This is a genomic window from Aquabacterium soli (assembly GCF_003933735.1).
Classification (GTDB): Bacteria; Pseudomonadota; Gammaproteobacteria; order Burkholderiales; family Burkholderiaceae_C; genus Aquabacterium; species Aquabacterium soli.
On sequence record NZ_RSED01000004.1, the window covers coordinates 76537 to 100686 of the forward strand.

Here is a 24150-nt window from a genome sequence, read left to right on the forward strand (position 1 = left end):
AAGCTTGAATCAACCCTTGGGCTTGGACGACGCACTGGCCAGGCGCTCACGCGCGACCAGGGCGGCTTCGGAATCCGGGTAGTTCTTGATCAGGTCGTCCAGGGCCTTGCGCGCGGCCTTGGTTTCCTTGAGCTCGGTGTGGCAGTTGGCGATGGACAGCATGGCCTCGGGCGCACGCATGTGCTGGGGCGCAGCCGTCAGCAGCGAGCGGAACACGCTGATGGACTGCTTGTAATCACGCTGGCCATAGTAGGCATTGCCCAGCCAGTACAGCGCCGATTCCTTGTATCCCGTGGCCGGATAGCGCTTGAGGAAGGTGTTCAGCGCCGCCAGGCCGCCAGCGAAATCGGCCTGGCGCAGTTGCGCCAGGGCCTCTTCGAACTGGCGCTTTTCTTCCGGGTCGGCCTGGAAGGTCTTGCCATCCAGCGTGACCGACTGGGGCTCGAGCTTGCTGACGCGGTCGTCAATCCCCTGCTGCAGGTCCTTCTGGCGCCGCTGGATCTCGGACACATCGCGCGCCAGGACCTCGTTCTGGCCACGCTGCGAGGCCATCTCGCTGCGCAGTTGCTCCAGCTGGGCGTTCATCTCCAGCAGGCTGCGCCGCAACTGGTCGACCTGGGTGCTGAGCGCCCCCAGCTTGGTGTTGAGCGCATCCTGGTCCTGCGTGCGTTGCTGACGCAGGTCCAGGATGGCCTTGCGGGCCTCATCGTCACCGAACAGGGCAGCCTGTGCCCCCGCGGTAGCCCCCAGCGCGGCCAGGGCCACGACCAGGGGTCGCAGCACCTTCAGGCCGGACAACTCACGCAGTGCTTTCACGACAACACCCTTTCCTGCAGATCAAAGAAGAATCAACGGCCCTTGAACTCGGCGCGGCGGTTCTTGGCCCACGCTTCTTCATTGCTGCCTTCGACGGCCGGGCGCTCCTTGCCGAAGCTCACGGCTTCGAGCTGGTTGGCCGACACGCCCAGCAGGCCCAGGGCCTTGACGGTGGCTTCGGCACGCTTTTGGCCCAGGGCCAGGTTGTATTCGCTGCCGCCGCGCGCATCGGTGTGGCCTTCAACGGTGATGTGCTTGGACTTGTTGGCGTTGAGGTACTTGGCGTAGCCGTCGACGGTGCCGCGGGCGTCTTCACGCACCACGAAGCTGTCGTAGTCGAAATAGATCACGCGGGCCAGGTTGGCCGGCAGCGCGCTCGGGTCGATCGGTGCGGCTTCCACCGGGGCCACGGTCGAGGCGGCCGATGTGGACGTGGGCGCGTTCGAGCTGGTGGTGATGGGCGCTGGCTTGGGATCCTCGAGCTTCACGTTCGAGCCGCAGCCGACCAGCCACAGGGCCGAGCAGGCCAGGGCCACGCCGGTGGCACGGCGTGCCAGGGTCATCACGGAAGAGTCGATTTGTTGCGTGTTCATCGTCAGGCTCCAGGAGTCGAATTGTTGATGGTGATCAGAGAAAGAAAGGTCACTTGTTGAACGGGCCCCACACGGGCTGGCGCACATCGGACTGCGAGGTGGCCAGCACCGCCTTGATGCGGCCATCGAGCGAGGTGGTCACCAGCACGTCACGGCCTTGCTGGCGCGTGGCATAGATGATGAGCTTGCCGTTGGGCGCAAAGCTGGGACGTTCGTCGTCACGGGTATCGGTCAGAGGGCGGGCATCGCCGGAGGACAGGTCCATCAGGTGCACGCGGAAGGCGCCGCTCACCTGGCTGATGTAGGTCAGCCATTTTCCATCAGGACTGATGTTGGGGCTGATGTTATACGCCCCGCTGAAGGTGACGCGCTGCACCGAGCCGCCGCCCACCGGCACCTTGTAGACCTGAGGTCCGCCCCCCCGGTCGCTCACGAAGTAGACCAGGCTGCCATCGGGCGAGAAGGCGGCTTCGGTGTCGATGGACGAGCTGGAGGTGAGCCTGCGCGGTGCGCCTTCGCCGTCGGCGCTGATCAGGTAGAGCTGCGACACGCCGTCGCGGCTGAGCGTGACGACCAGCTGGCGCCCGTCGGGCGACCAGGCCGGCGCGCTGTTCGAGCCCTTGAAGCTGGCCAGCAGGCGGCGCTTGCCGGTGGACACATCCTGCGAAATCACCTCGGCCTTGCCGTTCTGGAAGCTCACATACGCCAGGCGCTTGCCATCGGGCGCCCAGGCGGGCGAGATGATGGGCTGCTGGCTGGTCAGGGCCGACTGGGCGTTCTCGCCGTCGGCATCGGCCACCAGCAGGGTGTAGCGGCGCCCCGCCTTGCTGACGTAGGCGATGCGGGTGGCGAACACGCCCTTGTCGCCCGTCAGCTTCTCGTAGATGTCGTCGGCGATGCGGTGGGCGGCCAGTCGCAGGTCGGCCGCGGGCACCACCAGGCTCTGGCCACTCAGGTCGCGCGCCTTGAGCACGTCCCACAGGCGGTAGCGCACATCGAAGCGGCCATCGGCCAGCGGGCTCACGGAGCCGGCCAGCAGCGCATCGGCGCCCTTGGTCTTCCAGTCGGGCAGCGGCGGACGCGAGACCTCGTCCAGCCGGTCGGCCGAGGCGTCGAGCGACCGGAACAATCCGCTGCGCTCGAGGTCGGCGCGCACGATGGCGGACACGGGTTGCGGGCCACGCTGCTCATCGCGGAAGGCGCCGATGGCGATCGGGATCTGGGTGGCCCCCACCCCGCTGATCTGGACGCGGAACTGCGCCCAGGCGGGGGTTGCCAGGCCGACCGCGCCGGCCAGCCCGAGGGCCGCCATCACATGGCGGCGAGAGCAGGTGGAAGGTGTGACAAACGGATACGTTGGTTGTTGCATGCGCGCTCAACAGCAGGGGTTCATGACCTCGGGCCCATCAGGTCTGGACATGGAATGCTAAACGAGGAAAAAGTTCAGCGTCGCGCCGGCCGAACTCAACCCTCACAAAGGCGGCGATCAGAGCGCCTGCAGCTCCTTGTTGAGCTGCCTCGGTGACGAGGCCGGCCCGGACGCGGGCGACGCCGCCGGCGCGGCGGCCTTGGTGGCCACCTTGCCCGGCACCAGGTCGGCGGGCACGTCCAGGTAAGGCAGGTGCAGCGCCGTGCTGGTCATGCGGCGGATCTGGTTGGTCAGGGCCGGGTCCTCGTTGAGCTTGCGCCCATACGACGGCACGATCTGCTTCAGGCGCGGCTTCCAGCCCTCGTCCGTCATCTTCTGCGGGAAGGCCTTGGCCATCAGGTTCAGCATGATGTGCGGGGCGGTGGACGCGCCGGGCGATGCGCCCATCAGCGCCGCGATGGTGCCGTCCTTGTCGGTCACGACCTCGGTGCCGAACTGCAGCACGGCCCCTTCTTTCGGGTCTCGCTTGATGACCTGCACGCGCTGGCCGGCCGTGACCAGCTTCCAGTCTTCGCGCTTGGCGTTGGGGAAGTACTCCTGCAGCGCGCGCTGGCGGTCTTCATCGCTGAGCTCGGCCTGCTGTACCAGATATTTCACCAGGTCCAGGTTGTGGATGCCCACGCGCAGCATGCCAGCCACGTTGTCGTGGTTGACGGACGAGAACAGGTCGAACCACGAGCCTTGCTTGAGGAACTTGGTGGTGGCCAGGGCGAAGGGCCCGAACAGCACCACGGGCTGGCCATCCAGCTTGCGCGCATCCAGGTGAGGCACCGACATCGGGGGCGAGCCCGTGGCGGCCTTGCCATAGGCCTTCACGATGTGGCGCTGGGTCAGCGCCGGGTTCGTGATGGCCAGGAACTGCCCGCCCACCGGGAAGCCGGCGTAGTCCTTGGATTCAGGGATGCCCGAGGCCTGCAGCAGCTTGAGCGCGGCACCGCCAGCGCCCACGAACACGAAGCGGGCCTTGACGGTGCGCTCCTTGCCACCATCGGCCAGGTCGGCCACGGTCACGTTCCAGGTCTTGTCGTCGTTCTGGCGCAGTGCGCGCACCTCGTGCTGAAGCTTGAGCGCGAAGTTCGGGCTCTGCTGCAGGCCCTTCATCAACTGGTTGGTCACCACGCCGAAGTTCACGTCGGTGCCCAGCGGCATGTAGGTGGCGGCCACCTTCTGGCCCGGGTCACGCCCTTCGATCATCAAGGGCGCCCACTGGCGGATCTGCGCCTGGTCTTCGGAGAACTGCATGCCGTAGAACAGCGGCTCGCGGATCAGGGCCTGGTGGCGCTTGCGCAGGTACGCGATGTTCTCATCACCCCACACGAAGCTCATGTGCGGCGTGGGGTTCACGAAGCTCTCGGGCGATTGCATGTGGCCCCGGCCGATCTGGTGCGTCCAGAACTGGCGCGACACCTCGAACTGCTCTGCGATGCCCATGGCGCGCTTGGTCTCGATCGAGCCGTCAGGCAATTCGGGGGTGTAGTTCAGCTCGGCGAAGCCCGAGTGGCCCGTGCCGGCGTTGTTCCAGCCGTTGGAGCTTTCCAGCGCCACGCCATCCAGACGCTCGAAAACCTGGATCTTCCAGGTGGGCTCGAGCTCCTGCAGATAGGTGGCCAGGGTGGTGCTCATCACGCCCCCGCCCACCATCACGACATCGATGGGCTGCTCGTTCTCGGCCGGTGGCACGGATCGCGGGAAAATCGGCCAGGTCAGGAACAAGGCTGCGGCAATGGCCAGCAGCACGAAGGCGCTCAGCAACGCCTTGATCGTTTTTTTCATGGGATGCCTCTTGGGCTTCTTTGGCTTGCGAAAAAAAGAAAGCCTGCGGGGGTGGCTGCAGGCTTCTCGCGCACCGGATGGTGCAATGGCAAAAATCAGGTTTTTCTGCCCTGGGGATTATCCCAGTAAACGGTGTTCCCCTGCGCCGTGCGAGGGGAAAGCAGACACGGGGGGCTTCGCCGCCCTCCCCTCAAAGCAGCACGATGTCGTACTGCTCGGGGGACATGGATGGCTCTGTCTGCAAAGAGATCGGCTTGCCGACGAAATCCGACAGGCCGGCCAGGTGCTGATGCTCTTCATCGAGCAGCATCTCGACCACGGTGGCGCTGGCCACCACGCGGAACTCGCGTGGGTTGAACTGGCGCGCCTCCCGCAGGATCTCGCGCAGGATGTCGTAGCAGACGGTGCGGGCCGTCTTGACCTGCCCCTTGCCCTCGCAGGTGGGGCACGGCTGGCACAGCATGTGGGCCAGTGATTCGCGGGTGCGCTTGCGCGTCATCTCGACCAGGCCCAGCGGCGAGAAGCCATTGAGCGTGCTCTTGGTGCGGTCGCGCGCCAGCTGCTTGCGCAGCTCGGCCAGCACGCTCTCGCGGTGCTCCTCGCGCGTCATGTCGATGAAGTCCATGATGATGATCCCACCCAGGTTGCGCAGGCGCAGCTGCCGCGCGATGGCCTGCGCGGCCTCCAGGTTGGTCTTGAAGATCGTGTCGTCGAAGTTGCGCGCCCCGACGTAGCCACCCGTGTTGACATCGATGGTGGTCAGCGCCTCGGTCTGGTCCACGATCAGGTAGCCCCCGGACTTGAGATCCACACGCCGGCCCAGGGCCCGCTCGACCTCCTGGTCGATGTTGTACAGGTCGAAGATCGGGCGCTCGCCGCGGTACAGGTTCAAGCGGCCCACGGCCGAGGGCGTGAACTCCTGGCCGAAGGCCTGCAGGGATTCGAACTGCACCAGCGAATCGATGCGGATGGTCTGGGTGTGCTCGTTGACCAGGTCGCGCAGCACGCGCTGGGCCAGGTTCAGCTCTTGGTAGAGCAAGGATCCGGGGGCGGCCTTCAGACCCTGTTCGCGGATGGTGTTCCAGGTCTTGCGCAGGTAGGCGATGTCGGAGCCCAGCTCGTCGTCAGTGGCATCTTCGGCATTGGTGCGCAGGATGTAGCCACCCGCGCGGCGGGGCTCGCCCTCGGGCTGGCTCAAGCGCACCATGCGCTCACGCAACTGCTCACGCTGCTCGGGCGAGCCGATCTTCTGAGAAATGCCGATGTGATCGTCCTGCGGGAGGAACACCAGCAGGCGGCCGGCCACGCTGACCTGCGTGGACAGGCGCGCGCCCTTGGTGCCGATCGGGTCCTTGATCACCTGCACCATCAGGGTCTGGCCCTCATGCAGGCGCTTTTCGATGGGCAGCGGGTTGTCGGGCGCACGGCCGCCCCGGCTGCCGTGGTCTTCGCGGTGCAGGTCGGCCACGTGCAGAAAGGCCGCACGCTCCAGGCCGATGTCGATGAAGGCCGACTGCATGCCGGGCAGCACGCGGGCCACCTTGCCCGCATAGATGTTGCCAACCAGGCCGCGCTCCAGCGTGCGCTCGACGTGCAGCTCCTGCACGGCGCCGCCCTCGACGATGGCGACACGGGTTTCCTGCGGGGTCCAGTTGACGAGGATGTCTTGGGTCATTGTTCGGAAAGGGTTGGCGCCAGCGGCATGCGCCGCAGGGCCTGGTTGTCCAGGATGCGCACGCCTGGCTGGCCCTCATGGGCCGCGGCCAGCAGGCCCGCCGCCACCTGGGACGCCTGCACAGGCTTGGCGCGCGCCGGCATCAGCCAGCCCAGCCGCGCAGCCAGCGATTCGCCCAGGCGCTGCTTGGCGCGGTCGCCCAGCAACAGAGAGGGCCGCGCCAGCGTGAGCGAGTCGAACTGCAGCGTGCGCAGGGCGTCTTCGAGCTCGCCTTTGACCCGGTTGTAGAAGAGGTTGGAATCGGCCTTGGCGCCCACCGCGCTGACCAGCAGGAAGTGGTGAGCGCGCAGCACCTTCGTGCGGCGGGCCAGTTGCAGCGGGTAGTCGTGGTCCACCCGGCGAAACGCCTCTTGCGAGCCCGCCTGGGCGATGGTGGTGCCCAAGGCACAGAACACCCAGTCGGCGTGCAGCACATCGGCCTGCTTGTCCAGGTGCTCGTAGTCCACCACGGCCACCCGCACCCGGCCCTCGGGCAGGGTCGCCACGGTGGCCTCGGGCAACAGCTCTTCAAGCCCCAGGGGCCGACGCGACAACAGCGTGATGGGCCCTACGCCGGGGTCGGCCACCAGGCTTTGCAGCAGGTGGCGCCCGACCAGGCCCGTACCGCCAGCCAGCAGCACGCGCGGCAGCGCACCAGGGGGCATGGCGGGCAGCGGCGGCAGGATGGTGTCCATGTCAGAAGTTGAAGTCCAGGGGCTTGAGCAGTTCGCCGGTGTCGAACAGGGGCAGCCCCATGATGCCACTGTAGCTGCCTTCGATGCGGGAGATCCACGCCCCCGCCCGGCTCTGGATGGCATAGGCACCGGCCTTGCCCATGGGCTCGCCGCTGTCGGCATAGCGCTGGATCTCGTCGTCGCTGAGCGAGCGCCAGTGCACGGCCGAGATCGACAGGCGCGCCTGCCCATCGACCACCACGGCGGTGAGCACGCGGTGCACGCGCCCCGACAGGCGGCGCAGCATGTGCACCGCATCCTGCGCATCGCGCGGCTTGCCCAGGATGTCGCCGTCGAGCGCCACGGTGGTGTCGGCGCAGAGGATGGGCGCCCGTGGCCAGGCGGCGGGATCGGCCTGGTGGCGCTCGGCCAGGCGCTCGGCGGCGGCCTGCCACTTGGCCAGCGTCACACGGCGCACGTAGTCGTCAGGGGCTTCGCCAGGCCATTCCACCTCCAGCAGCTCTGCCGCTTCTGCATCGTCGGGCAGCAGCAGGCGGTGGGCCACACCCAGCTGGTCCAGCAACTGCCGACGCCGCGGGCTCTGCGATGCCAGGTAGATCCAGGGGGTGGAGAGCGATGAGGGGGCGGTGTCGGGCATGTGGCGGGCACCGGCGCCCTTCAGGCCCGGTGGTAGGGGTGGTTGTTGCGCAGTGACCAGGCGCGGTAGAGCTGCTCGAGCAGCAGCACGCGCGCCAGGGCATGCGGCAGGGTCATGTCGGACAGGCGGATGGCCTCGTCCGCCGTCTGCTTGAGCTGCGGATCGATGCCATCGGCGCCGCCGATGATGAAGGCGACGTCGCGGCCATCGTTGAGCCAGGCCTCGGTTCGCTCGGCCAGCTGCACGCTGGTCAGGCGGCTGCCGCGCTCATCGAGGATGACGCGGCGCACGCCCCGCTCCAGCGCGGCCTCCATGCGGGCGGCCTCGGTCTGCATGATGGCGGCCACGGGCTTGCCTTCACGCGGCTCGGCCTTCAGCGCCTTGACCTCGACCTTCCAGTCGGGCGGAAAGCGCTTGAGGTAATCGTCGCAGGCCTGCTGCGCCCAGTCGGGCAGCCGGTGGCCGATGGTCACGACGGTCAGCTTCATGGCGCCCCTCCCCGGTCAGGCAGGAAGGGCTGTTCCATGGCCAGAGGCTCCAGGCGACGGCTCAACGCGAGGTCTTGCGGGCCGGGGCTTTCTTGGCAGCGACCTTGCGGCCGGCGACCTTCTTGACGGCGGGCCTGGGGGCCGCGGTCTTGCGGGCCGGGGCCTTCTTGGCCGCTGCCTTGCGGGCCGGCTTGGGTGCGTTGACCACCAGCTTGGTCACCTTGGTGGGGGCAGCGGCTTTGCGGGCCACCACCTTCTTGGCGGCGACTTTCTTGGCGGCCACCTTCTTGGCGGCCGGCTTGGGGACGGCAGCAGGCTTCGCGGCGGCCTTGGGCGCTGTCTTGGCAGCAGCCTTCTTGGCCGGTGCCTTCTTGGCAGCCACCTTGCGCGTGGGCGCCTCGGTGGCGGCCTTGCGGGCGGCGGTGGTCTTGCCGGCGGCCTTGCGGGGCTTGGCGGGAGCCTCATCGACCTCATCGTCTTCCATGGGCTCGGACGCCTTGGCCAGGCGGCCCGAGCCGGTGTTGAGCTTGATGGCCACAGGCTTTTCGCCCCAGATCTCTTCGAGCTGGTAGTACTGACGGATGGCTGGCTGCATCAGGTGCACCACGGCCGCGGCGCAGTCAACGATGATCCATTCGCCGTTGTCCTGCCCCTCCGTGCGCATGACCTGGAAGCCCGCAGCCCGCACGGCATCGCGGACGCTGGCGGCCAGGGCCTTGGTTTGCCGATTGGACGTGCCCGAGGCGATCACCACCCGTTCGAACAGGGCGGACAGGTGCTCGGTGTTGAACACCACGATGTCCTGGGCTTTGACGTCTTCGAGACCATCGACGATGGCGCGTTGCAGTTTGCGGATGTCCATTCAGCGGGGGGCGCCTGGGGCGTAGAGTTGATGGTTGGCAATATAGCGTGACACGGCCGGCGGCACCATGGCGTCAGCCAGGGTATCTGCAGGCTCGCCCGCGCCCAGATGGGCGCGGATGTCGGTGGATGACACCGTCATGGGGGGCATTGGCAGCTCGACCACGCGGTGCGGGGCGGCAGCCAGTTCAGGCGCGGGGCGCGGGCGCTGATCGCCCCGGCAGGCCACGGCCAGGGTGACCAGGTCGATCAGCTCGCGCCAACCGTGCCAGGTCGGCAGGTTGGCGTACTGGTCCTGGCCGATGATCAGGAAGTACTCGGCCGGGGCGCCCTGCCCGGCCTGCTCGCGCTGACCGCGGGCCTGAAGCTCCCGCACGGTGTCCAGCGTGTACGAGGGGCCGGCGCGGCGGATCTCGATGTCATCGACCACGAAACGAGGCTCATCCTGGATGGCCAGGGCCACCATCGCCAGCCGGTGCTCGGCGGGCGCCAGCTGGCGCGCCTTCTGCCAGGGCTGGCCCACGGGCACCCAGCGCACCTGGTCGAGCGCCAGGTGCTGGAGCGCGGTGCGGGCCAAGGCCAGGTGCGCGCTGTGCACCGGGTCGAAGCTGCCCCCCATCAGGCCGATGCGGCCCAGGTGGCCAGCGCCTGTGGAGGTGTGCGTCATGCCCAAGCGTCAGACCCAGTCACGCGGCGGCAGGAAATCGGTGTACAGGCGTGCCTCGGGCGTGCCGGGCTCGGGGTGCCAGTCGTAGCGCCAGGTGACCACCGGCGGCATCGACATCAGGATGCTTTCGGTGCGGCCGCCTGACTGCAGGCCGAACAGCGTGCCGCGGTCCCACACGAGGTTGAACTCGACATAGCGGCCCCGGCGGTAGGACTGGAAATCACGCTCGCGCTCACCATAGGGGGTGTCTCGGCGCCCCTGCAGGATGGGCAGGTAGGCGCCGGTGAAGGCATCGCCCACCGAGCGGATCAGCGCGAAGCCGCCCTCGAAGCCCAGCTCGGACACGTCATCGAAGAAGATGCCGCCCACGCCGCGCGCCTCGTTGCGGTGCTTTAGGAAGAAGTAGTCGTCGCACCACTGCTTGTAGCGCGGGTGCTTGTCATGGCCGAATGGGGCCAGCGCGTCGCGGCAGCTGCGGTGGAAATGGCGCGCGTCGTCCTCCACGCCGTAGTAGGGCGTGAGGTCCATGCCGCCGCCGAACCAGGCCACCACCTCGCCATCCGGCTTGTGGGCGGCCAGCATGCGCACGTTCATGTGCACGGTGGGCACGTGCGGGTTGCGCGGGTGGAACACCAGCGACACGCCCATGGCCTCGAAGGGGCAGCCGGCCAGTTCGGGCCGGTGCTGCGTGGCCGAAGGCGGCAGCTGCGGCCCCTTCACATGCGAGAAGTTGCAGCCGCCACGCTCCAGCACCTGGCCGTTCTCGACCACGCGCGAGCAGCCGTCACCCTGCAGGCGCTCTTGAGGACCGCGCACCCAGGCATCGCGCACGAACGGGGTGCCGTCTTCCTGCTCGAAGGCGGCGACGATGCGGTCCTGCAGGCCGAGCAGGTACTCGCGCACCACGGCCGGGTCCATCGAGGCTGGGGCGGCGGTGTCGGGCGTGGTGCTCATGTGGGGTCGCTCAACGGCTCAACGGATCAGCGGGCCTTGATGGCGCGCCAGCCGATGTCGGTGCGGAACTGCATGCCGTCGAACTGGATGCCATTGAGGTATTCGTAGGCACGCTGCTGCGCCAGCTTGGCCGAATCGCCCAGCGCCGTCACGCACAGCACGCGGCCGCCGTTGGTGCGCACCACGCCATCCACCAAGGTGGTGCCGGCGTGGAAGACCATCGCGTCGTCGGCCTCAAGAGGCAGGCCCGTGATGGCATCGCCCTTCTTGGGGTTGAGCGGGTAGCCGCCCGCGGCCACCACCACGCCCAGGGCAAAGCGGCGGTCCCATTGCAGCTCGAGCTGGTCGAGCGTGGCGTCCGTGGCGGCCAGGAACACATCGACCAGATCGCTCTTGAGGCGCATCATGATGGGCTGCGTTTCCGGGTCGCCCATGCGGCAGTTGAACTCCAGCGTCTTGGGGTTGCCTTGCGCGTCGATCATCAGGCCGGCGTACAGGAAGCCGGTGAAGGGGATGCCATCCTTGGCCATGCCGGCCAGCGTAGGCTGGATGATCTCGTGCATGGTCTTGGCATACACGTTGGGCGTGACCACGGGCGCAGGCGAGTAGGCGCCCATGCCGCCCGTGTTGGGGCCGGCATCACCGTCCTGCAGGCGCTTGTGGTCCTGGCTGGTGGCCAGCACGGCCACGTTCTTGCCATCGGCCAGCACGATGAAGCTGGCTTCCTCGCCCTGCAAAAACTCTTCGATCACCACGCGGGCCACGCCGCCGTTGTGCTGCACGCCCAGCTTGTTGTCGCCGCCGTCCAGCGGCAGCATCCAATCGACGGCCTCGTGGGCCTCGGCCAGGTCCATGGCCACAACCACGCCCTTGCCCGCCGCCAGGCCATCGGCCTTGATCACGATGGGCGCGCCGATCTGGTCCACATAGGCGTGGGCGGCGGCGTTGTCTGTGAAGGTGTCGTAGGCGGCCGTGGGGATCTGGTGCCGCTTCATGAAGTCCTTGGCGAAGGCCTTGGAGCTTTCCAGTTGCGCGGCCTTCTGCGTCGGGCCGAAGATGCGCAGGCCACGGGCGCGGAACTCGTCCACCACACCGGCGGCCAGCGGGGCCTCGGGGCCCACCACCGTCAGGCCGATCTTGCGCTCCTGGGCGAAATCGGCCAGGGCCTTCACATCGGTGATGTCGATGTTTTCCAGGTGCGGGTCGCGCGCCGTGCCGCCGTTGCCCGGTGCCACGAAGACCTTCTGGGCCTTCGGGGACTGGGCCAGCTTCCAGGCCAGGGCGTGCTCGCGGCCGCCTGAGCCGATGACAAGGATGTTCATATAAGCAGTCGAGAAATCTCAGTTCAGTTCGGCGTTGTGGAACACGTCCTGGACATCGTCCAGGTCTTCCAGCACGTCCAGCAGCTTCTGCATGCGGGCGGCGTCGTCGCCGGTGAGTTCGATGGGGGTGTCGGCACGCATGGTCACCTCGGCCACCTCGGGCTGGAGGCCCGCCGCTTCCAGTGCCTTCTGCACGGCCTCGAATTCGGTCGGGCTGCTCAGCACCTCGATGGATTGGTCCTCATGGGTGACCACGTCATCGGCACCGGCTTCCAGCGCCACCTCCATGAGCTTGTCCTCGCTCAGGCCGGGCGCGAACAGGAACTGGCCCACGTGCTTGAACTGGAAGGCCACCGAGCCTTCGGTGCCCAGGTTGCCACCGTACTTGCTGAAGGCGTGGCGCACCTCGGCCACCGTGCGCACACGGTTGTCCGTCATGCAGTCGACGATGATGGCCGCGCCGCCGATGCCATAGCCTTCGTAGCGGATTTCTTCGTACGTGACCCCGTCGAGGTTGCCCGTGGCCTTGTCGACGTTGCGCTTGATGTTGTCGGCGGGCATGTTGGCGCCCTTGGCCTTCTCGATGGCCAGGCGCAGGCGCGGGTTCATGGCGATGTCGCCCCCGCCGGTGCGCGCCGCCACGATGATTTCACGGGTCAGACGGGTCCAGACCTTGCCGCGCTTTTCGTCTTGGCGGCCCTTGCGGTGCTGGATGTTGGCCCATTTGGAATGACCGGCCATGGTGTGTAGCTCCGGAATGTTTGTCTGTCGGTGTTGAACGACACATAGCGCCCCGCCCTGGGGCAGGCCCCGCGAGGGTGCGCGAATGGTGCTGGCTCGGCCCACAGCTGAGCCATACTGTGAATTCCGTGATTTTACCCGCCCCGGAGTGCTCCCATGGCAGACCCCATCCTCGTTGCTCGCCAAGGCGAGATCGAATGCCACCTGCTGCCCGCCCTGGCCAACCGCCATGGCCTGATCACCGGGGCCACCGGCACGGGCAAGACCATCACCCTGCAGACCCTGGCCGAGAGCTTCTCGCGCATCGGCGTGCCGGTGTTCATGGCCGACGTCAAGGGTGACCTGACCGGCATCTCCCAGGCGGGAACGGTCAGCCCCAAGCTGGCCAAGGTGCTCGAGGAGCGCGGCTTGGCCACGCCCGACTCCCTGTCTTGCCCCACCACCTTGTGGGATGTGTTCGGCAAGCAGGGCCACCCGGTGCGCGCCACCGTGTCCGACATGGGCCCCCTGCTGCTGGGCCGCATGCTCAACCTGAACGACACGCAGGAGGGCGTGCTGCAGCTGGTCTTCAAGATCGCCGACGACAACGGCCTGCTGCTGCTCGACCTGAAAGACCTGCGCGCCATGCTGCAGCATGTGGGCGACAACGCCAGCCAGTTCACCACCGAGTACGGCAACATCAGCCCGGCCAGCGTGGGCGCCATCCAGCGCGGCCTGCTGCAGATCGACGAGCAGGGCGGCGATCAGTTCTTCGGCGAGCCCATGCTCAACATCGCCGATTTCATGCAGACATCGGATGGACAGGGGGTGATCAACATCCTGGCGGCCGACAAGCTGATGAACTCGCCGCGCCTGTACGCCACCTTCCTGCTGTGGATGCTGTCCGAGCTGTTCGAATCGCTGCCCGAGGTGGGCGATCTGGACAAACCCAAGCTGGTGTTCTTCTTCGACGAGGCCCACCTGCTGTTCAAGGACGCGCCTTCGGCCCTGGTCGAGCGCATCGAACTGGTGGTGCGCCTGGTGCGCTCCAAGGGCGTGGGCGTGTACTTCGTCACCCAGAACCCGCTGGACGTGCCCGACACCGTGCTGGGCCAGCTGGGCAACCGCGTACAGCATGCCTTGCGCGCCTTCACCCCGCGTGACCAGAAGGCCGTCAAGTCGGCCGCCGAGACCATGCGCGCCAAGCCGGGCCTGGACATCGCCACCGCCATCACCGAACTGGCCGTGGGCGAGGCCCTCATCAGCCTGCTCGATGAAAAAGGCCGCCCCGGCATCACCGAGCGCGTGTTCGTGCTGCCGCCGGGCAGCCAGATCGGCCCGATCGACGCGGCCCAGCGCCAGGCGCTGATGAAGGGCTCGCTGGTGGCCGGTGTGTACGACACGGCAGTGGACCGCGAATCGGCCTACGAGAAGATCAAGGGACGCGCCGCCAAGGCTCCCAGTGCACCGACACCCTCGGCCACTGTGGAGCCGCCACGCGGCAAGGGCGTGGGCCTGGACGACGAGGCCCGCGACGCGATCCGCCACAGCACCACCGATGCGGCCACCCGCGCCGGCAGCGACCTGGGCGGCGGCTGGCTCAGCGACATGGCCGGCGGGCTGCTGCGCGGCAGCGGTCGCAAGGATTCAGTGCTGGAAACCGTGGCCAAGTCGGCCGCGCGCACCATCGGCTCCACCGTGGGCCGCGAGATCATCCGCGGCGTGCTGGGCTCGATCCTGGGTGGCAGCGGAAGCCGCAAGCGCTGAGCCGCCGCTCCACTGACGCGCCCGCACATGAGGGCATGACACGATGTGACCCTGCGTTCAGGAACCCTACAATCCCAGGGGACCAAACAGGGAGCACCGGCATGCAACATGCCTCGAAGATCGACAGTTTTGTAGAAGAGACCAGGTTCGGCAACTGGTTCCTTCGCACCGCCACCTGGAAGACCCATGTGCTGTGCCGCGCCCTGACCGACCTGCAAGGCCTGATGCCGGCACGCCCGCAAGGCTACGCCCGCGTGCTGGACGTGGGTTGCGGCTTCGGCCACTCCTTCGGTGAACTGGCCCGCCGCTTCCAGCCCGCGCAGATCATCGGCATGGACGCCGATCCTGGCCTGCAGGAGCGTGCAGGCGAACAGGCGGGCCTGTGCCCCGCCCCGGTTGAACTGGTGGAAGGCAATGCGGCCAGGATGCCCTTCCCGGACCACCATGTGGACATGGTGTTCTGCCACCAGACCTTCCACCACATCGTGGCGCAAGAGGCGGCCATGGCCGAGTTCCTGCGCGTGCTCAAGCCAGGCGGTGTGCTGCTGTTCGCCGAATCGACCAAGCGCTACATCCACTCGCTGCCGATCAAGCTGCTGTTCGCACACCCGATGGAGGTGCAGAAGACAGCCCCCGAATACATCGCGATGGTCCGTGCGGCCGGGTTCGACCTGCCTGATGCGCGCATCTCCACCCCCTACCTGTGGTGGAGCCGGCCAGACATCGGCTTTCTGGAATGGATCGGGGTGCCGGTGCCTGCGAAGCGGGAAGAGACGCTGGTCAATGCGGTGGCAGTGAAACCAATGGCGGCTTGAGCTCGACCCGCTCCACCAAACGACGCACCCCACAGCAAAAACGCCCTCTCAACGGAGGGCGTTTCTGTTTCTGTGTATGCGCAGCGCTGGATCGATCAGGGCGCCACGTTGGCGTAGCTGCCCTTGAGCGCCACGCCCACTACCACGGCGCCTGCATGGCACTCGTAGTTGGTATCACTCTTGGTCTCGTTCTTCTTGTAGTAGCTGACCAGGTCGACCACGGCGTTGGCCCCCAGTTGCTTGGCCTTGTCCTGGAACGCGATCAGCGCCGACAGCGCCGCCCAGCGGCAAGCGACGTCATCGGCCTTGCCCACACCATTGGTCTTGCGGTTGGACACGTCGGACTCCAGGCGCTTGAGCACCTTGGGCGTCTTCTGGCCGGCCAGGTAGAACTTGACTGAACCGTCAAGCTTTTCCTTGGCCTCGGGCATGTCCAGCACATCGGCCAGGGGCAGGTGCAGTTCCGTGTCGCGGGCCATGGCAGGCAAGCTGGTCAAGGCCGACAGGGCCAGGGTGGTCGCCAGCAAGGTGGCGCGCAGAGTGTGTGTCATGAGGTCTCCTGGAGTTGATCACCACCGGCCTCGAGAGGGCCGGCCCGGCGATCTTAGCGGCTGGCGGCGTCTGCGGCTGCAGCAGGGATGACAGGGGCCACAGGCGCCGTCGCGACCGTCCGCATCACCTGGCCGGGGATCATGATGTGCGCAATCATGTTCTGGATCCAGCGGTTGTAATTGGGGTGGATCTCGGGGCCTGCGGTCTTGACCTCGTAGTTGAGGTTGGTGCTGCTGACATAGCGCAACTGATAGCCTCGCTCGTCATAGGTGGCACGCACCACAACGTAATGCTTGTTCTGCTTGTTGTAGCTCAGCTCCAGCACACCCGGGGTATCTTTGCTCACCAGCCAGCCCAGCGGCTGAGCCCCCATCAGGATCGCGTTGCGAACCTTTTCGGCCGTGAGCGGCTGGCCATCCGGGCTTTGCAGCGTGACGCGCTCAGGCTCGATCAACGGCGCCTGGCGCGCAGCGTGGGCAGGCGAGGCCGCCCACAAGACAGCCAGGAGCGCAGCCGTGCATACCAACTTCATTCTTTTCCCCTTTTGTAAAAACCGACCGGTGCACCATGCCCGGTCAATCAGTCCATCGACGGAAGATCAACGAGGTGTTGATGCCGCCGAACGCAAAATTATTGCTCATGACGATGTCGGTCTGGATCTGCCGACCACCAGCCATGATGTAGTCCAGCGCACCGCAGCGCGGGTCGACCTCACGCAGGTTGACGGTGGGCGCGAACCAGCCCTCCTGCATCATCTCCAGCGTCATCCACGCTTCCAGGGCACCACAGGCGCCCAGCGTGTGGCCCATGTAGCTCTTGAGCGAGCTGATCGGCGTGGTGCCGCCGAACACCTCGAAGGTGGCCTGCGTCTCGGCCACGTCGCCATGCTCGGTGGCCGTGCCGTGGGCGTTGATGTAGCCGATGGCCTCGGGCGGCAGCTGTGCGTCGTCCAGGGCCATGCGCATGGCGCGGGCCATGGTCTTCGCATTGGGCTGCGTGACGTGGGTGCCGTCGCTGTTGGTGCCGAAGCCGATGACCTCGGCGAGGATGCGCGCGCCGCGGGCCTGGGCATGCGCCAGTTCTTCGAGCACGAAGGTGCAGGCGCCTTCGCCCAGCACCAGGCCGTCGCGCTGCGCGTCGAAGGGCCTTGGGCTGCCCTCGGGCGCCTGGTTGCTGACGCTGGTGGCGAACAGGGTGTCGAACACGGCCGCGTCCATGGCTTCGAGCTCTTCAGCCCCACCGGCCAGCATGGCCACCTGGCGGCCCGAGGCGACCGCCTCGTACGCATAGCCGATGCCCTGGCTGCCGGCCGTGCACGCGCTCGATGTGGTGATGATGCGGCCCGTCAGGCCCAGGAACACGCCGATGTTGACCGCGGCCGTGTGCGACATCATCTTGATGTACGAGTTGGCGTTGATGCCCTCGGTGGTGCGCCGGGTCATCATCAGCCCGAAATCTCCGATGGCCGAGGGACTGCCGGCCGACGAGCCATAGGACACGCCCATCTGGCCGCTGCTGACCAGCTCATGGCCCAGCAGGCCGGCCTGCTCAAGCGCGATCTCGCTGGCGCGTGTGGCCATCAGCGCGACCCGGCCCATGCTGCGCGTGGTCTTGCGGTTGTAGTGCGCGGGCAGCTCGAAAGGCTCTGCCACGGCGCCCAGGCGCGTGTTCAGCCCTTCGTAGACATCCCAGCCCTCCATGTAGCGCACCACGTTGCGTTCGGCACGCAAGCGCTGGTGCACGCTCGGCCAGTCATGGCCCAGTGGGCTCAGGGCACCGATGCCGGTGATCACGACGCGTTTCATCCCACCATCCCTCCGTTGACGGAGATGACCTGCCGGGTGATGTAGGCCGCATCCGGCGACATCAAAAAGACCACGGCCGCGGCCACCTCTTCGGGCCGGCCCATGCGGCGGGCCGGGATCATCTTCAGTGCTTCTTCCAGAACCTGGGCGTCGACCATGTCGGTATCGATCAGGCCGGGTGCCACGCAGTTGACGGTGATGTCGCGCTTGGCCAGCTCGATGGCCAAGGCCTTGGTGGCCCCGATGACACCAGCCTTAGCTGCGCTGTAGTTGGTCTGCCCGCGGTTGCCCATCAGCGCCGACACCGACGACAGCGTGACGATGCGGCCGGGTGCGCGACGGCGCACCATCGGCATCACCAGCGGGTTGAGCACGTTGTAGAAGGCATCGAGGTTGGTGTGAACGACCTCGTCCCACTCTTCGCCGCTCATGGCGGGGAAAGCGTTGTCGCGGGCGATGCCGGCGTTGCAGACCACGCCGTAATAAGCGCCATGGGCTTCGACGTCGGCCAGCAGGGCCTTGGATGCCGCGGCACGATCGGCCACATCGAAGGCCAACACGCGGGCGGTGCGCCCGAAGGCACGCACGGCATCGGCCACGGCCTCGGCGTGTTCGCGCTGGTGGCGGCAGTGCACCACCACGTCGTAGCCCGTCTGGGCCAGGCGCAGGGCAATGGCCCGTCCGATGCCGCGGCTCGATCCGGTGACGAGCACGGTGTTGTTGTTGTCGTTCATGGTGTCCCTTCCAACCCTTTCACGAAGGCCAGGCCGTTGCGCGGTGCGAACACCGACAAGTTGGCGCTGGCGACGCAATCTCCATCCACCAGGACACGGCAGGCGAACATGCCCAGGCCATTGTCCCCCATCAGTTCACAGCGGCCCTCGATGCGCAGGCATGTGCCCACGGCATAACCCTCCACGGTGCTTTCATAGCGGCGTGTGCCCACCAGAAAGCCCAGATCGACCGGGCGCTGCTCCGTGAGGGCGCGGTGCCCTGCCCATGCGGCCACGGCCTGCGCCATGTACTCGATGCCCGCCCAGGCCGGCACCTGGTCATGCTCGACGCAGAAGGTGTCGGGGCGGATCACGGCTTCGGCCACCACGGTGTCCGCATCCACCGAGAGGACGCGGTCCAGCCAGCTCATGCCGCCGCGATGGGGCACGAGTTCGTCGATGGGCGGCCAGGGCTGGTCTTGCACGGTCATGTTCATGTGGCCCCCAGGAGCAAGGTGGCGTTGCTGCCACCGAAGGCGAATGAGTTGCTCATCACATGGCGTGGCGCGCGGCCCAGCCTCTGGCCGGGTTGCACGATGTTCAGCGACGGCAAGGCCGGATCGGGAACACCGTCCCACCAGTGCGGCGGCAGCAGGCCATGCGGGTTGTCGACCAGCGTGAGCCAGGCCAGTGCCGCTTCGATGGCGCCGGCCGCGGCCAGGGTGTGGCCCGTCATCGGCTTGGTGGAGCTCACGGGCACATCGGCGCCCAGCACCGCCGTGACCGCCTTGCTTTCCATCGCGTCGTTCTGCGGCGTGGCGGTGCCGTGCAGGTTGAGATAGTCGATATGCTCTGGGCCCAGGCCGGCGCGCTGCAAGGCCTGGCGCATTGAAGCGATGGCGCCCCTGCCTTCAGGCTCGGGCGCGGAGATGTGGTGGGCATCGGAGCTTTCTCCCCAGCCGGCCAGACGCACGGGCCCTTCATCGCGAGACATCAGGAACAGCGCGGCGCCTTCACCCAGGTTGATGCCATGGCGGTTGGCCGACAAGGGGTTGCAGCGCTCGGCCGAGACCGACTCGAGCGCAGAGAAGCCGGCCACGGTAAAGGCGCCAAGCACATCGCTGCCGCCCGCCACCACCGCATCGGCCAGGCCGGCCTGCAGCAGGCGCGCACCGCTGGCCAGCGCCTTCGCGCCGGACGAGCAGGCCGTGGAGATGACATGGGCCGGGCCCGTCACGCCCAGTTCGGCCGCGAGGAAATCGGCCAGGTTGCCCAGCTCCTGCTGGGCATAGCTGAAACCCTCAGGCCAGGTTTTGGTGTGCGCCCACTGTTTGCGCGCGGCCTCGCCTTCGGGCAGACCGGACGTGCTGGTGCCGACCACGATGGCCACGCGGCCTGGGCCGAAGCGTGCGATGGCCGCGTCTACGGCCGGGCGGATCTGGGCCAATGCGGCAGCGGCCATGGCGTTGTTGCGCATGCGCAGGTGTGGTGCGGCATGCTCGATCAATGGCAGGGGTGAATGGACCATGCCCAGGTGCAAGGCACGCCCCGGGGAATAAGCCTCGCTGACGGTCAAACCCGACGGCTCGCCGCCCAGAAAGGCCCGGCGGATGTCGTCGGCGCTCTGCCCCAGCGAGCACACCAGGCCCATGGATTGAAGGTGGATGGTGCTGCTCATGGGGTTGTTGGCTCCGTGTGGACCTGGGCGGCGTCCTGGCTGGACACGAGCACGGTGTACCCCTGCCGATGCTGGGTCAGCTCCACACGCGCCTGGTCCAGCCGTCGCACAGTGGTCACGGCCTGCGTGCCCTCGCGCAGGATGCGGCCCTGGGCGTTGTCATCCAGCGTCCAGCCCGGTGGCAAGGCAGCGCGCACCGCATCGGCAGGCCACCACACCAATTGCAGATCGCTCAGCACGCCTTCTGCACTGACCTGGCGGGGCCAGCCGGGCACGGTGCTTTGCGTCAGCTCGCGGCCATCCCAGCTCATGCGGGCCATCACCTGCCCCCACTGCATCACGGCCAGGCGCACGGCCTCGGCATCCACCTCCAGGGCGACGTCGAAGGCACGCGCCCCGGCAGCTGTGCGGATCTCCATGTGCTGGCTCAGCATCAGCTCGCGACCCAGGGCGGCAGGCGGCAGGCGCAGCAGGAAAGCCGGTGCCCCGGGCCCGGCGCGCAGGCCGGCACAGGCCGACAGCCACGCGGCCACTCCCAGCAGCAATGCGGACAGCCAGACACAGCGAGACATCACGCGGAACACAGCTCCTCCAGCACCTTCAGGCGGCGGGCCGGTTCGGCCACGTAGGGATTGTTGCGGTCCCAGGCGTAGCCCGCCAGGATGGACGAGATCATGCGGCGGATCTCGGGCGTGGCGTGCTCATGGAAGATCACCTTCTGGAAGCCCCCCGCGTACCAGGATTCGACGAACACGCGGAAGGTGTCGACACCGGCCTTGAGCGGCTGGGCGTAGTCCTTCTGCCAATCCACCACCTCGCCATCCCACACGCGGCCCAGGCATGCAGCGGCCAGCGAGGCCGATTTCATCGCGATGGTGACGCCGCTGGAGAAGATCGGATCGAGGAACTCGCCCGCGTTGCCCAGCAGGGCAAAGCCCGGGCCTGCCAGCGTCTTCACGTTGGCGGCATAGCCCATGATGTGGCGCGCAGGCACGTGCCATTCGGCCTTGGCCAGCAGGCGGCTCAGGGCCGGGTCTTCGGCCAGGATGGCCTTGAGGCGCTCGGTGTCATCGCCCTGGTAGCCGGCCAGGAAATCGGCGCGCGCCACCACCCCCTGCGAGCAGGTGCCATCGGAGAACGGGATGGTCCAGTACCAGACATCGGTGTGGCGCGGGTGCACGGTGATGCGGATCTTGTGGCGATCGAACTCGCCGTCAGGCGGGATGTGGTCGCGCACGTGCGTGAAGATGGCGCCACGCACCGGGAAGTTCGACGGGAACTCCAGGTCCAGCAGGCGCGGCAGCACGCGGCCGAAGCCGCTGGCATCGAGCACGAAGCCGGCCTCGATCTGGTAGACCTGCTGGTCGGGGCCGCGCACGGTGAGCACGGGCTTGTCGCGCTGCACATCGGCTTGGAGCACCTCGTGGCGGTAGCGCAGGTCGGCGCCGGCCTTCTCGGCCTGGTCGGCCAGCACCTTGTCGAAGCGCGCGCGCTGCACCTGGTAGGTGGTGCCCCAGCCCGGCGAGAACTTGTCGCGGAAATCGAACTCGGTGGTGCGCTCGCCGTGACCGAAGGCCGCGCCGTTCTTGTACTGGAAGCCCGCCTCCACCACGGCCTGCAGCATGCCGGCCTCTTCGATGAATTCCATGCTCTGCGGCAGCAGGCTCTCGCCGATGGAAAAGCGCGGGAACTGCTCACGCTCGAGGATGACGACCTGTCGTCCCTGCTGGCGCAGCAGACCGGCTGCCACGGCGCCAGCGGGGCCTGCGCCGATGATGACGATGTCGGTGGTTTGGATGCTCACGAAGATCCCTTCGAGGGTGTTGTTTCAAGCCGCAGGCACGGTGCCAGCAGACAGACGATGGTCAGGCCCACCAGAAGCGTCAGGCCAAAACTGTGCAGGGCGGGAGTGCTGGACAGGCCCAGCAGCCCGAAGGACAGGCTGGTGCTGCAGGCGCCGAGCACCACGGCCAGCCAGGCGTGGCCTTGCTCGTCGCCCTGGTGCTCCATCAGGAAGATGCCGTAATCGACGCCCATGCCCAGCAGCAGCATCAAGGCCAGCAGGCTGAACAGCTGGAAGGGCTCGTGCAGCATGCCCAGCGTGGCCACGCACAGCACAGAGGCCACGGCCGTGGGCAGCCAGGCGCGCCAGGCCTGCCGCCCGAAGCGCAGGGCCAGCGCGCCCAGCACCAGCACATGACCGACCACGAGCAGCCAGCCCATGGTGTGGCGGAAACGCCCCATCAGGTGCGAGATGGCATCGACCCTGTCCACCCATTGCACGCCGGGCATGCTCTCGGCCAGGCGCTGCAGCGCGGCGAGTTGGTCGGCATGCGCCAGGCCTCGGACCAGCACGGCGCTGGCCTGCCCGCCGCCTTCGGGGTGGTCGAGCCACTGGGCCCTCGCGCCCACGGAGGCCTCGCTGGCCAGCCAGGCCTGCACGGTCAACGGATGGGTGGAGAAACCGGGGCGGGTCAAAGGCTCGTCCAGCGCCTGGCCGACACGGCGCAGCACGGCGGTCTCGGCCTGGGCGGTCAAGGCACGGTCTGCCGCCTGGCGGGCCGCCGAGGGCACCCAATCGGACACCGCCGCCAGGCCCGCCTCGGTGCCCTGGCGTGCCTGCTCGGCCAGCCAGGGTGCCAGCGCCTGCTTGAGCGCCTCTTCGCGCCGCAGCACCTCGTCGGCATCGCGCCCTTGCACCAGGAAGAACTGCGCCGGGCTGGGCACCTTGAGCAACTGGCCGACCTGCATCTGGGCCTTCATCAGGGCCGCGGGCGAGGACTGCAGTTGCCGCACATCGTCATTGATCGACAGGCGGCTCAGGCCCCAGGCGCACCACAGCACGGCCAGCACACTGGCCACCCCGGCCCAGCGGCCGCGCCAGCGAGGCCAAGCCCGCAGGCTGCCGGCCACGCGCCGCTCCAGTGCCCCACCAGGCAGGGCGCCGGTGTCCAGCCACGCGAACCAGCAGACCACCGTGAGAAAGGCTGCCGTGAGCCCCACGGCCGAGAACACGGCCATCTGGCGCAGGCCCGGGAAAGGCACGACGCCCATCACCAGGTAGCCCAGCACGCTGGTGGCCAGCGCCAGCGCCAGGCCAGGCCACAGGTGGCGCATCAGCGTCCAGCGCGGTACCTTGGGCGTGCCCAGGCGGGAGGCGAAGTAATGGATGCCGAAATCCTCGGCCACGCCGACCAGGCTGGCGCCGAACACCAGCGTGAGCACGTGCACCTCGCCGAACAGCCACACGGTGGCCGACAGCCCTGCCGCGCACCCGATCAGCAGCGAGCCGGCGATGAGCACCACCGGACGCACGGCGCGGAACGCCGCCCACACCAGCGCCACCACGGCCGCCAGCGATCCCCAACCGATGGTGTTCATCTCCTGGTTGCCCTGGGCTGCGCCAGCTTCGGCGTGCAGCGGAATGCCGGCGCTGAGCACCTGCACGCCACCGGCCACGGCCTGGCTCGCGTGCGTGATCGCGTCGGCCCAGCGCCGTTCGCCATCCATGCGGAAGGCGCTGCCCTCCACCTCGTAGAGCAGCACCGCCCACTCGCGGTCACCCTTGGGATCGGGCACCCACAGCATGCCGTCACGAGGGCGCGCCGCCGTGACGCTGGCGCGCTGCGACCACCAGCCTGACCACAGGTTCAAGGGGTCGGCGAGCCAGTGGGTGGGCTGGCCAGCGGACAGGCCGTGCAGGCGGGCCAGTGCCTGGCGAGCCAGTGCCTCGGTGTCGGGCTGTGCCAGGGCTTGGCGCTGGGCATCGGTCAACAGGGCATCGCGCCAGGGCTTGTAGAACGCGAGGGCATTGCCGCCCGCTTCAGCCGCACGGCGCAGGCCAGCCTGCTGCGTGGCGATGGCGTGATCGAAGCGCTGGGCGGCCGCCAGGGCGGTGTCCCAATCGGCCGCGCCCAGCATCACCACGATGCGGCGCTCGCCCTGCCCTGCCAGCTGGGCCATGGCCTGCTGCGCCAGCGGCTGCTGCTGGTCCTGCGGCAGCAGGTCGAACACGTCGGTGTTGAGTGCGGGCGCACGCCAGAACACCCACTGGTGCGCAGCGACCAGGCCTACCACCACCAGCCACAGCAGTGCGATCCACAGAGGCCAGCCCCGCCGGGGGCCCGCGGCATGCCTGGTCATCACATCCC

24 protein-coding genes are annotated in these 24150 nt (G+C 67.8%); 2 read left to right on the forward strand and 22 right to left on the reverse strand.

The genetic code is table 11. The annotated features are described in order from the left end of the window. Positions 1 to 9: 9 nt before the first annotated feature. From ybgF to EIP75_RS06060, 13 genes are all read right to left on the reverse strand, one after another. On the reverse strand, positions 10 to 816 hold the full coding sequence (gene ybgF / locus EIP75_RS06000) for a tol-pal system protein YbgF (protein WP_233584702.1): 807 nt from the start codon (positions 814 to 816) through the stop codon (positions 10 to 12). A 32-nt stretch (positions 817 to 848) separates the two neighbouring features. Continuing rightward, positions 849 to 1409 (reverse strand): peptidoglycan-associated lipoprotein Pal, encoded by a 561-nt coding sequence (pal, locus tag EIP75_RS06005; RefSeq protein ID WP_233584703.1) that lies wholly within the window; start codon positions 1407 to 1409, stop codon positions 849 to 851. Between the two features lie 49 nt (positions 1410 to 1458). Beyond that, the gene (tolB, locus tag EIP75_RS06010; protein WP_125242342.1) at positions 1459 to 2778 is read right to left on the reverse strand and encodes a Tol-Pal system beta propeller repeat protein TolB; all 1320 of its coding nucleotides are present in this window, start codon (positions 2776 to 2778) and stop codon (positions 1459 to 1461) included. Between the two features lie 117 nt (positions 2779 to 2895). Beyond that, on the reverse strand, positions 2896 to 4611 hold the full coding sequence (gene mqo, locus EIP75_RS06015; protein WP_125242343.1) for a malate dehydrogenase (quinone): 1716 nt from the start codon (positions 4609 to 4611) through the stop codon (positions 2896 to 2898). A 190-nt stretch (positions 4612 to 4801) separates the two neighbouring features. Then, positions 4802 to 6286 carry a ribonuclease G gene (gene rng, locus EIP75_RS06020; protein ID WP_125242344.1) on the reverse strand — a complete coding sequence of 495 codons (1485 nt, stop codon included), beginning with the start codon at positions 6284 to 6286 and terminating at the stop codon, positions 4802 to 4804. Continuing rightward, on the reverse strand, positions 6283 to 7020 hold the full coding sequence (locus EIP75_RS06025) for a Rossmann-fold NAD(P)-binding domain-containing protein (RefSeq protein ID WP_125242345.1): 738 nt from the start codon (positions 7018 to 7020) through the stop codon (positions 6283 to 6285). Before EIP75_RS06025 ends, rng begins: the two co-directional genes overlap by 4 nt. A gap of 1 nt (position 7021) precedes the next feature. Further along, entirely contained in the window at positions 7022 to 7657 is a 636-nt protein-coding gene (locus EIP75_RS06030) for a Maf family protein (RefSeq protein ID WP_125242346.1), read from the reverse strand. Positions 7658 to 7677: 20 nt separating this feature from the next. Next, positions 7678 to 8145: a 23S rRNA (pseudouridine(1915)-N(3))-methyltransferase RlmH gene (rlmH, locus tag EIP75_RS06035; RefSeq protein WP_125242347.1), complete on the reverse strand. Its 468-nt coding sequence runs from the start codon at positions 8143 to 8145 to the stop codon at positions 7678 to 7680. A 61-nt stretch (positions 8146 to 8206) separates the two neighbouring features. Continuing rightward, complete coding sequence (gene rsfS / locus EIP75_RS06040; protein ID WP_125242348.1) at positions 8207 to 9007, reverse strand: ribosome silencing factor; 801 nt, start codon at positions 9005 to 9007, stop codon at positions 8207 to 8209. Further along, entirely contained in the window at positions 9008 to 9673 is a 666-nt protein-coding gene (nadD, locus tag EIP75_RS06045) for a nicotinate-nucleotide adenylyltransferase (RefSeq protein WP_125242349.1), read from the reverse strand. A 9-nt stretch (positions 9674 to 9682) separates the two neighbouring features. Further along, positions 9683 to 10627, reverse strand: coding sequence for an oxygen-dependent coproporphyrinogen oxidase (gene hemF / locus EIP75_RS06050; protein ID WP_420797148.1), 945 nt, complete (start codon positions 10625 to 10627; stop codon positions 9683 to 9685). A gap of 26 nt (positions 10628 to 10653) precedes the next feature. After that, on the reverse strand, positions 10654 to 11949 hold the full coding sequence (gene purD, locus EIP75_RS06055) for a phosphoribosylamine--glycine ligase (protein ID WP_125242350.1): 1296 nt from the start codon (positions 11947 to 11949) through the stop codon (positions 10654 to 10656). Between the two features lie 18 nt (positions 11950 to 11967). Next, positions 11968 to 12690, reverse strand: a complete 723-nt coding sequence (locus EIP75_RS06060) for a YebC/PmpR family DNA-binding transcriptional regulator (RefSeq protein ID WP_125242351.1) — start codon at positions 12688 to 12690, stop codon at positions 11968 to 11970. Positions 12691 to 12846: 156 nt separating this feature from the next. On the opposite strand from EIP75_RS06060, the gene EIP75_RS06065 reads away from it, so the two are divergent. Beyond that, positions 12847 to 14436: a helicase HerA-like domain-containing protein gene (locus EIP75_RS06065; RefSeq protein WP_125242352.1), complete on the forward strand. Its 1590-nt coding sequence runs from the start codon at positions 12847 to 12849 to the stop codon at positions 14434 to 14436. Between the two features lie 101 nt (positions 14437 to 14537). Then, the gene (locus EIP75_RS06070) at positions 14538 to 15251 is read left to right on the forward strand and encodes a class I SAM-dependent methyltransferase (RefSeq protein ID WP_125242353.1); all 714 of its coding nucleotides are present in this window, start codon (positions 14538 to 14540) and stop codon (positions 15249 to 15251) included. Positions 15252 to 15346: 95 nt separating this feature from the next. Here EIP75_RS06070 and EIP75_RS06075 read toward each other — a convergent pair whose 3' ends face one another. The 9 genes from EIP75_RS06075 to EIP75_RS06115 are packed head-to-tail and all read right to left on the reverse strand — an operon-like array spanning position 15347 to position 24142. After that, positions 15347 to 15802, reverse strand: coding sequence for an excinuclease ATPase subunit (locus EIP75_RS06075; RefSeq protein ID WP_233584704.1), 456 nt, complete (start codon positions 15800 to 15802; stop codon positions 15347 to 15349). A 53-nt stretch (positions 15803 to 15855) separates the two neighbouring features. Next, positions 15856 to 16335, reverse strand: a complete 480-nt coding sequence (locus EIP75_RS06080; RefSeq protein ID WP_125242354.1) for a hypothetical protein — start codon at positions 16333 to 16335, stop codon at positions 15856 to 15858. Positions 16336 to 16378: 43 nt separating this feature from the next. Beyond that, positions 16379 to 17608, reverse strand: a complete 1230-nt coding sequence (locus EIP75_RS06085) for a beta-ketoacyl-ACP synthase (protein WP_125242355.1) — start codon at positions 17606 to 17608, stop codon at positions 16379 to 16381. Then, positions 17605 to 18342, reverse strand: coding sequence for a 3-oxoacyl-ACP reductase FabG (fabG, locus tag EIP75_RS06090; protein WP_125242356.1), 738 nt, complete (start codon positions 18340 to 18342; stop codon positions 17605 to 17607). The genes EIP75_RS06085 and fabG overlap by 4 nt, the downstream gene beginning before the upstream one ends. Then, positions 18339 to 18818 (reverse strand): hotdog family protein, encoded by a 480-nt coding sequence (locus tag EIP75_RS06095; protein ID WP_199758507.1) that lies wholly within the window; start codon positions 18816 to 18818, stop codon positions 18339 to 18341. The genes fabG and EIP75_RS06095 overlap by 4 nt, the downstream gene beginning before the upstream one ends. Beyond that, positions 18815 to 19999, reverse strand: a complete 1185-nt coding sequence (locus EIP75_RS06100) for a beta-ketoacyl-ACP synthase (protein ID WP_125242357.1) — start codon at positions 19997 to 19999, stop codon at positions 18815 to 18817. The genes EIP75_RS06095 and EIP75_RS06100 overlap by 4 nt, the downstream gene beginning before the upstream one ends. Further along, entirely contained in the window at positions 19996 to 20571 is a 576-nt protein-coding gene (locus EIP75_RS06105; protein WP_125242358.1) for a DUF3261 domain-containing protein, read from the reverse strand. Before EIP75_RS06105 ends, EIP75_RS06100 begins: the two co-directional genes overlap by 4 nt. Then, positions 20571 to 21803: an NAD(P)/FAD-dependent oxidoreductase gene (locus tag EIP75_RS06110; RefSeq protein ID WP_125242359.1), complete on the reverse strand. Its 1233-nt coding sequence runs from the start codon at positions 21801 to 21803 to the stop codon at positions 20571 to 20573. The genes EIP75_RS06105 and EIP75_RS06110 overlap by 1 nt, the downstream gene beginning before the upstream one ends. After that, complete coding sequence (locus EIP75_RS06115) at positions 21800 to 24142, reverse strand: MMPL family transporter (protein ID WP_125242360.1); 2343 nt, start codon at positions 24140 to 24142, stop codon at positions 21800 to 21802. Before EIP75_RS06115 ends, EIP75_RS06110 begins: the two co-directional genes overlap by 4 nt. Between the last annotated feature and the right edge of the window lie 8 nt (positions 24143 to 24150).

What these genes read in the sequence shown, in the direction of transcription:
- pal (WP_233584703.1), bottom strand. Translation starts at nt 1,409, where the DNA reads ATGAACACGCAACAAATCGACTCTTCCGTGATGACCCTGGCACGCCGT.
- tolB (WP_125242342.1), bottom strand. Translation starts at nt 2,778, where the DNA reads ATGCAACAACCAACGTATCCGTTTGTCACACCTTCCACCTGCTCTCGC.
- mqo (WP_125242343.1), bottom strand. Translation starts at nt 4,611, where the DNA reads ATGAAAAAAACGATCAAGGCGTTGCTGAGCGCCTTCGTGCTGCTGGCC.
- rng (WP_125242344.1), bottom strand. Translation starts at nt 6,286, where the DNA reads ATGACCCAAGACATCCTCGTCAACTGGACCCCGCAGGAAACCCGTGTC.
- EIP75_RS06025 (WP_125242345.1), bottom strand. Translation starts at nt 7,020, where the DNA reads ATGGACACCATCCTGCCGCCGCTGCCCGCCATGCCCCCTGGTGCGCTG.
- EIP75_RS06030 (WP_125242346.1), bottom strand. Translation starts at nt 7,657, where the DNA reads ATGCCCGACACCGCCCCCTCATCGCTCTCCACCCCCTGGATCTACCTG.
- rlmH (WP_125242347.1), bottom strand. Translation starts at nt 8,145, where the DNA reads ATGAAGCTGACCGTCGTGACCATCGGCCACCGGCTGCCCGACTGGGCG.
- rsfS (WP_125242348.1), bottom strand. Translation starts at nt 9,007, where the DNA reads ATGGACATCCGCAAACTGCAACGCGCCATCGTCGATGGTCTCGAAGAC.
- nadD (WP_125242349.1), bottom strand. Translation starts at nt 9,673, where the DNA reads ATGACGCACACCTCCACAGGCGCTGGCCACCTGGGCCGCATCGGCCTG.
- hemF (WP_420797148.1), bottom strand. Translation starts at nt 10,627, where the DNA reads ATGAGCACCACGCCCGACACCGCCGCCCCAGCCTCGATGGACCCGGCC.
- purD (WP_125242350.1), bottom strand. Translation starts at nt 11,949, where the DNA reads ATGAACATCCTTGTCATCGGCTCAGGCGGCCGCGAGCACGCCCTGGCC.
- EIP75_RS06060 (WP_125242351.1), bottom strand. Translation starts at nt 12,690, where the DNA reads ATGGCCGGTCATTCCAAATGGGCCAACATCCAGCACCGCAAGGGCCGC.
- EIP75_RS06065 (WP_125242352.1), top strand. Translation starts at nt 12,847, where the DNA reads ATGGCAGACCCCATCCTCGTTGCTCGCCAAGGCGAGATCGAATGCCAC.
- EIP75_RS06070 (WP_125242353.1), top strand. Translation starts at nt 14,538, where the DNA reads ATGCAACATGCCTCGAAGATCGACAGTTTTGTAGAAGAGACCAGGTTC.
- EIP75_RS06075 (WP_233584704.1), bottom strand. Translation starts at nt 15,802, where the DNA reads ATGACACACACTCTGCGCGCCACCTTGCTGGCGACCACCCTGGCCCTG.
- EIP75_RS06080 (WP_125242354.1), bottom strand. Translation starts at nt 16,335, where the DNA reads ATGAAGTTGGTATGCACGGCTGCGCTCCTGGCTGTCTTGTGGGCGGCC.
- EIP75_RS06085 (WP_125242355.1), bottom strand. Translation starts at nt 17,608, where the DNA reads ATGAAACGCGTCGTGATCACCGGCATCGGTGCCCTGAGCCCACTGGGC.
- fabG (WP_125242356.1), bottom strand. Translation starts at nt 18,342, where the DNA reads ATGAACGACAACAACAACACCGTGCTCGTCACCGGATCGAGCCGCGGC.
- EIP75_RS06095 (WP_199758507.1), bottom strand. Translation starts at nt 18,818, where the DNA reads ATGAACATGACCGTGCAAGACCAGCCCTGGCCGCCCATCGACGAACTC.
- EIP75_RS06100 (WP_125242357.1), bottom strand. Translation starts at nt 19,999, where the DNA reads ATGAGCAGCACCATCCACCTTCAATCCATGGGCCTGGTGTGCTCGCTG.
- EIP75_RS06105 (WP_125242358.1), bottom strand. Translation starts at nt 20,571, where the DNA reads ATGTCTCGCTGTGTCTGGCTGTCCGCATTGCTGCTGGGAGTGGCCGCG.
- EIP75_RS06115 (WP_125242360.1), bottom strand. Translation starts at nt 24,142, where the DNA reads ATGACCAGGCATGCCGCGGGCCCCCGGCGGGGCTGGCCTCTGTGGATC.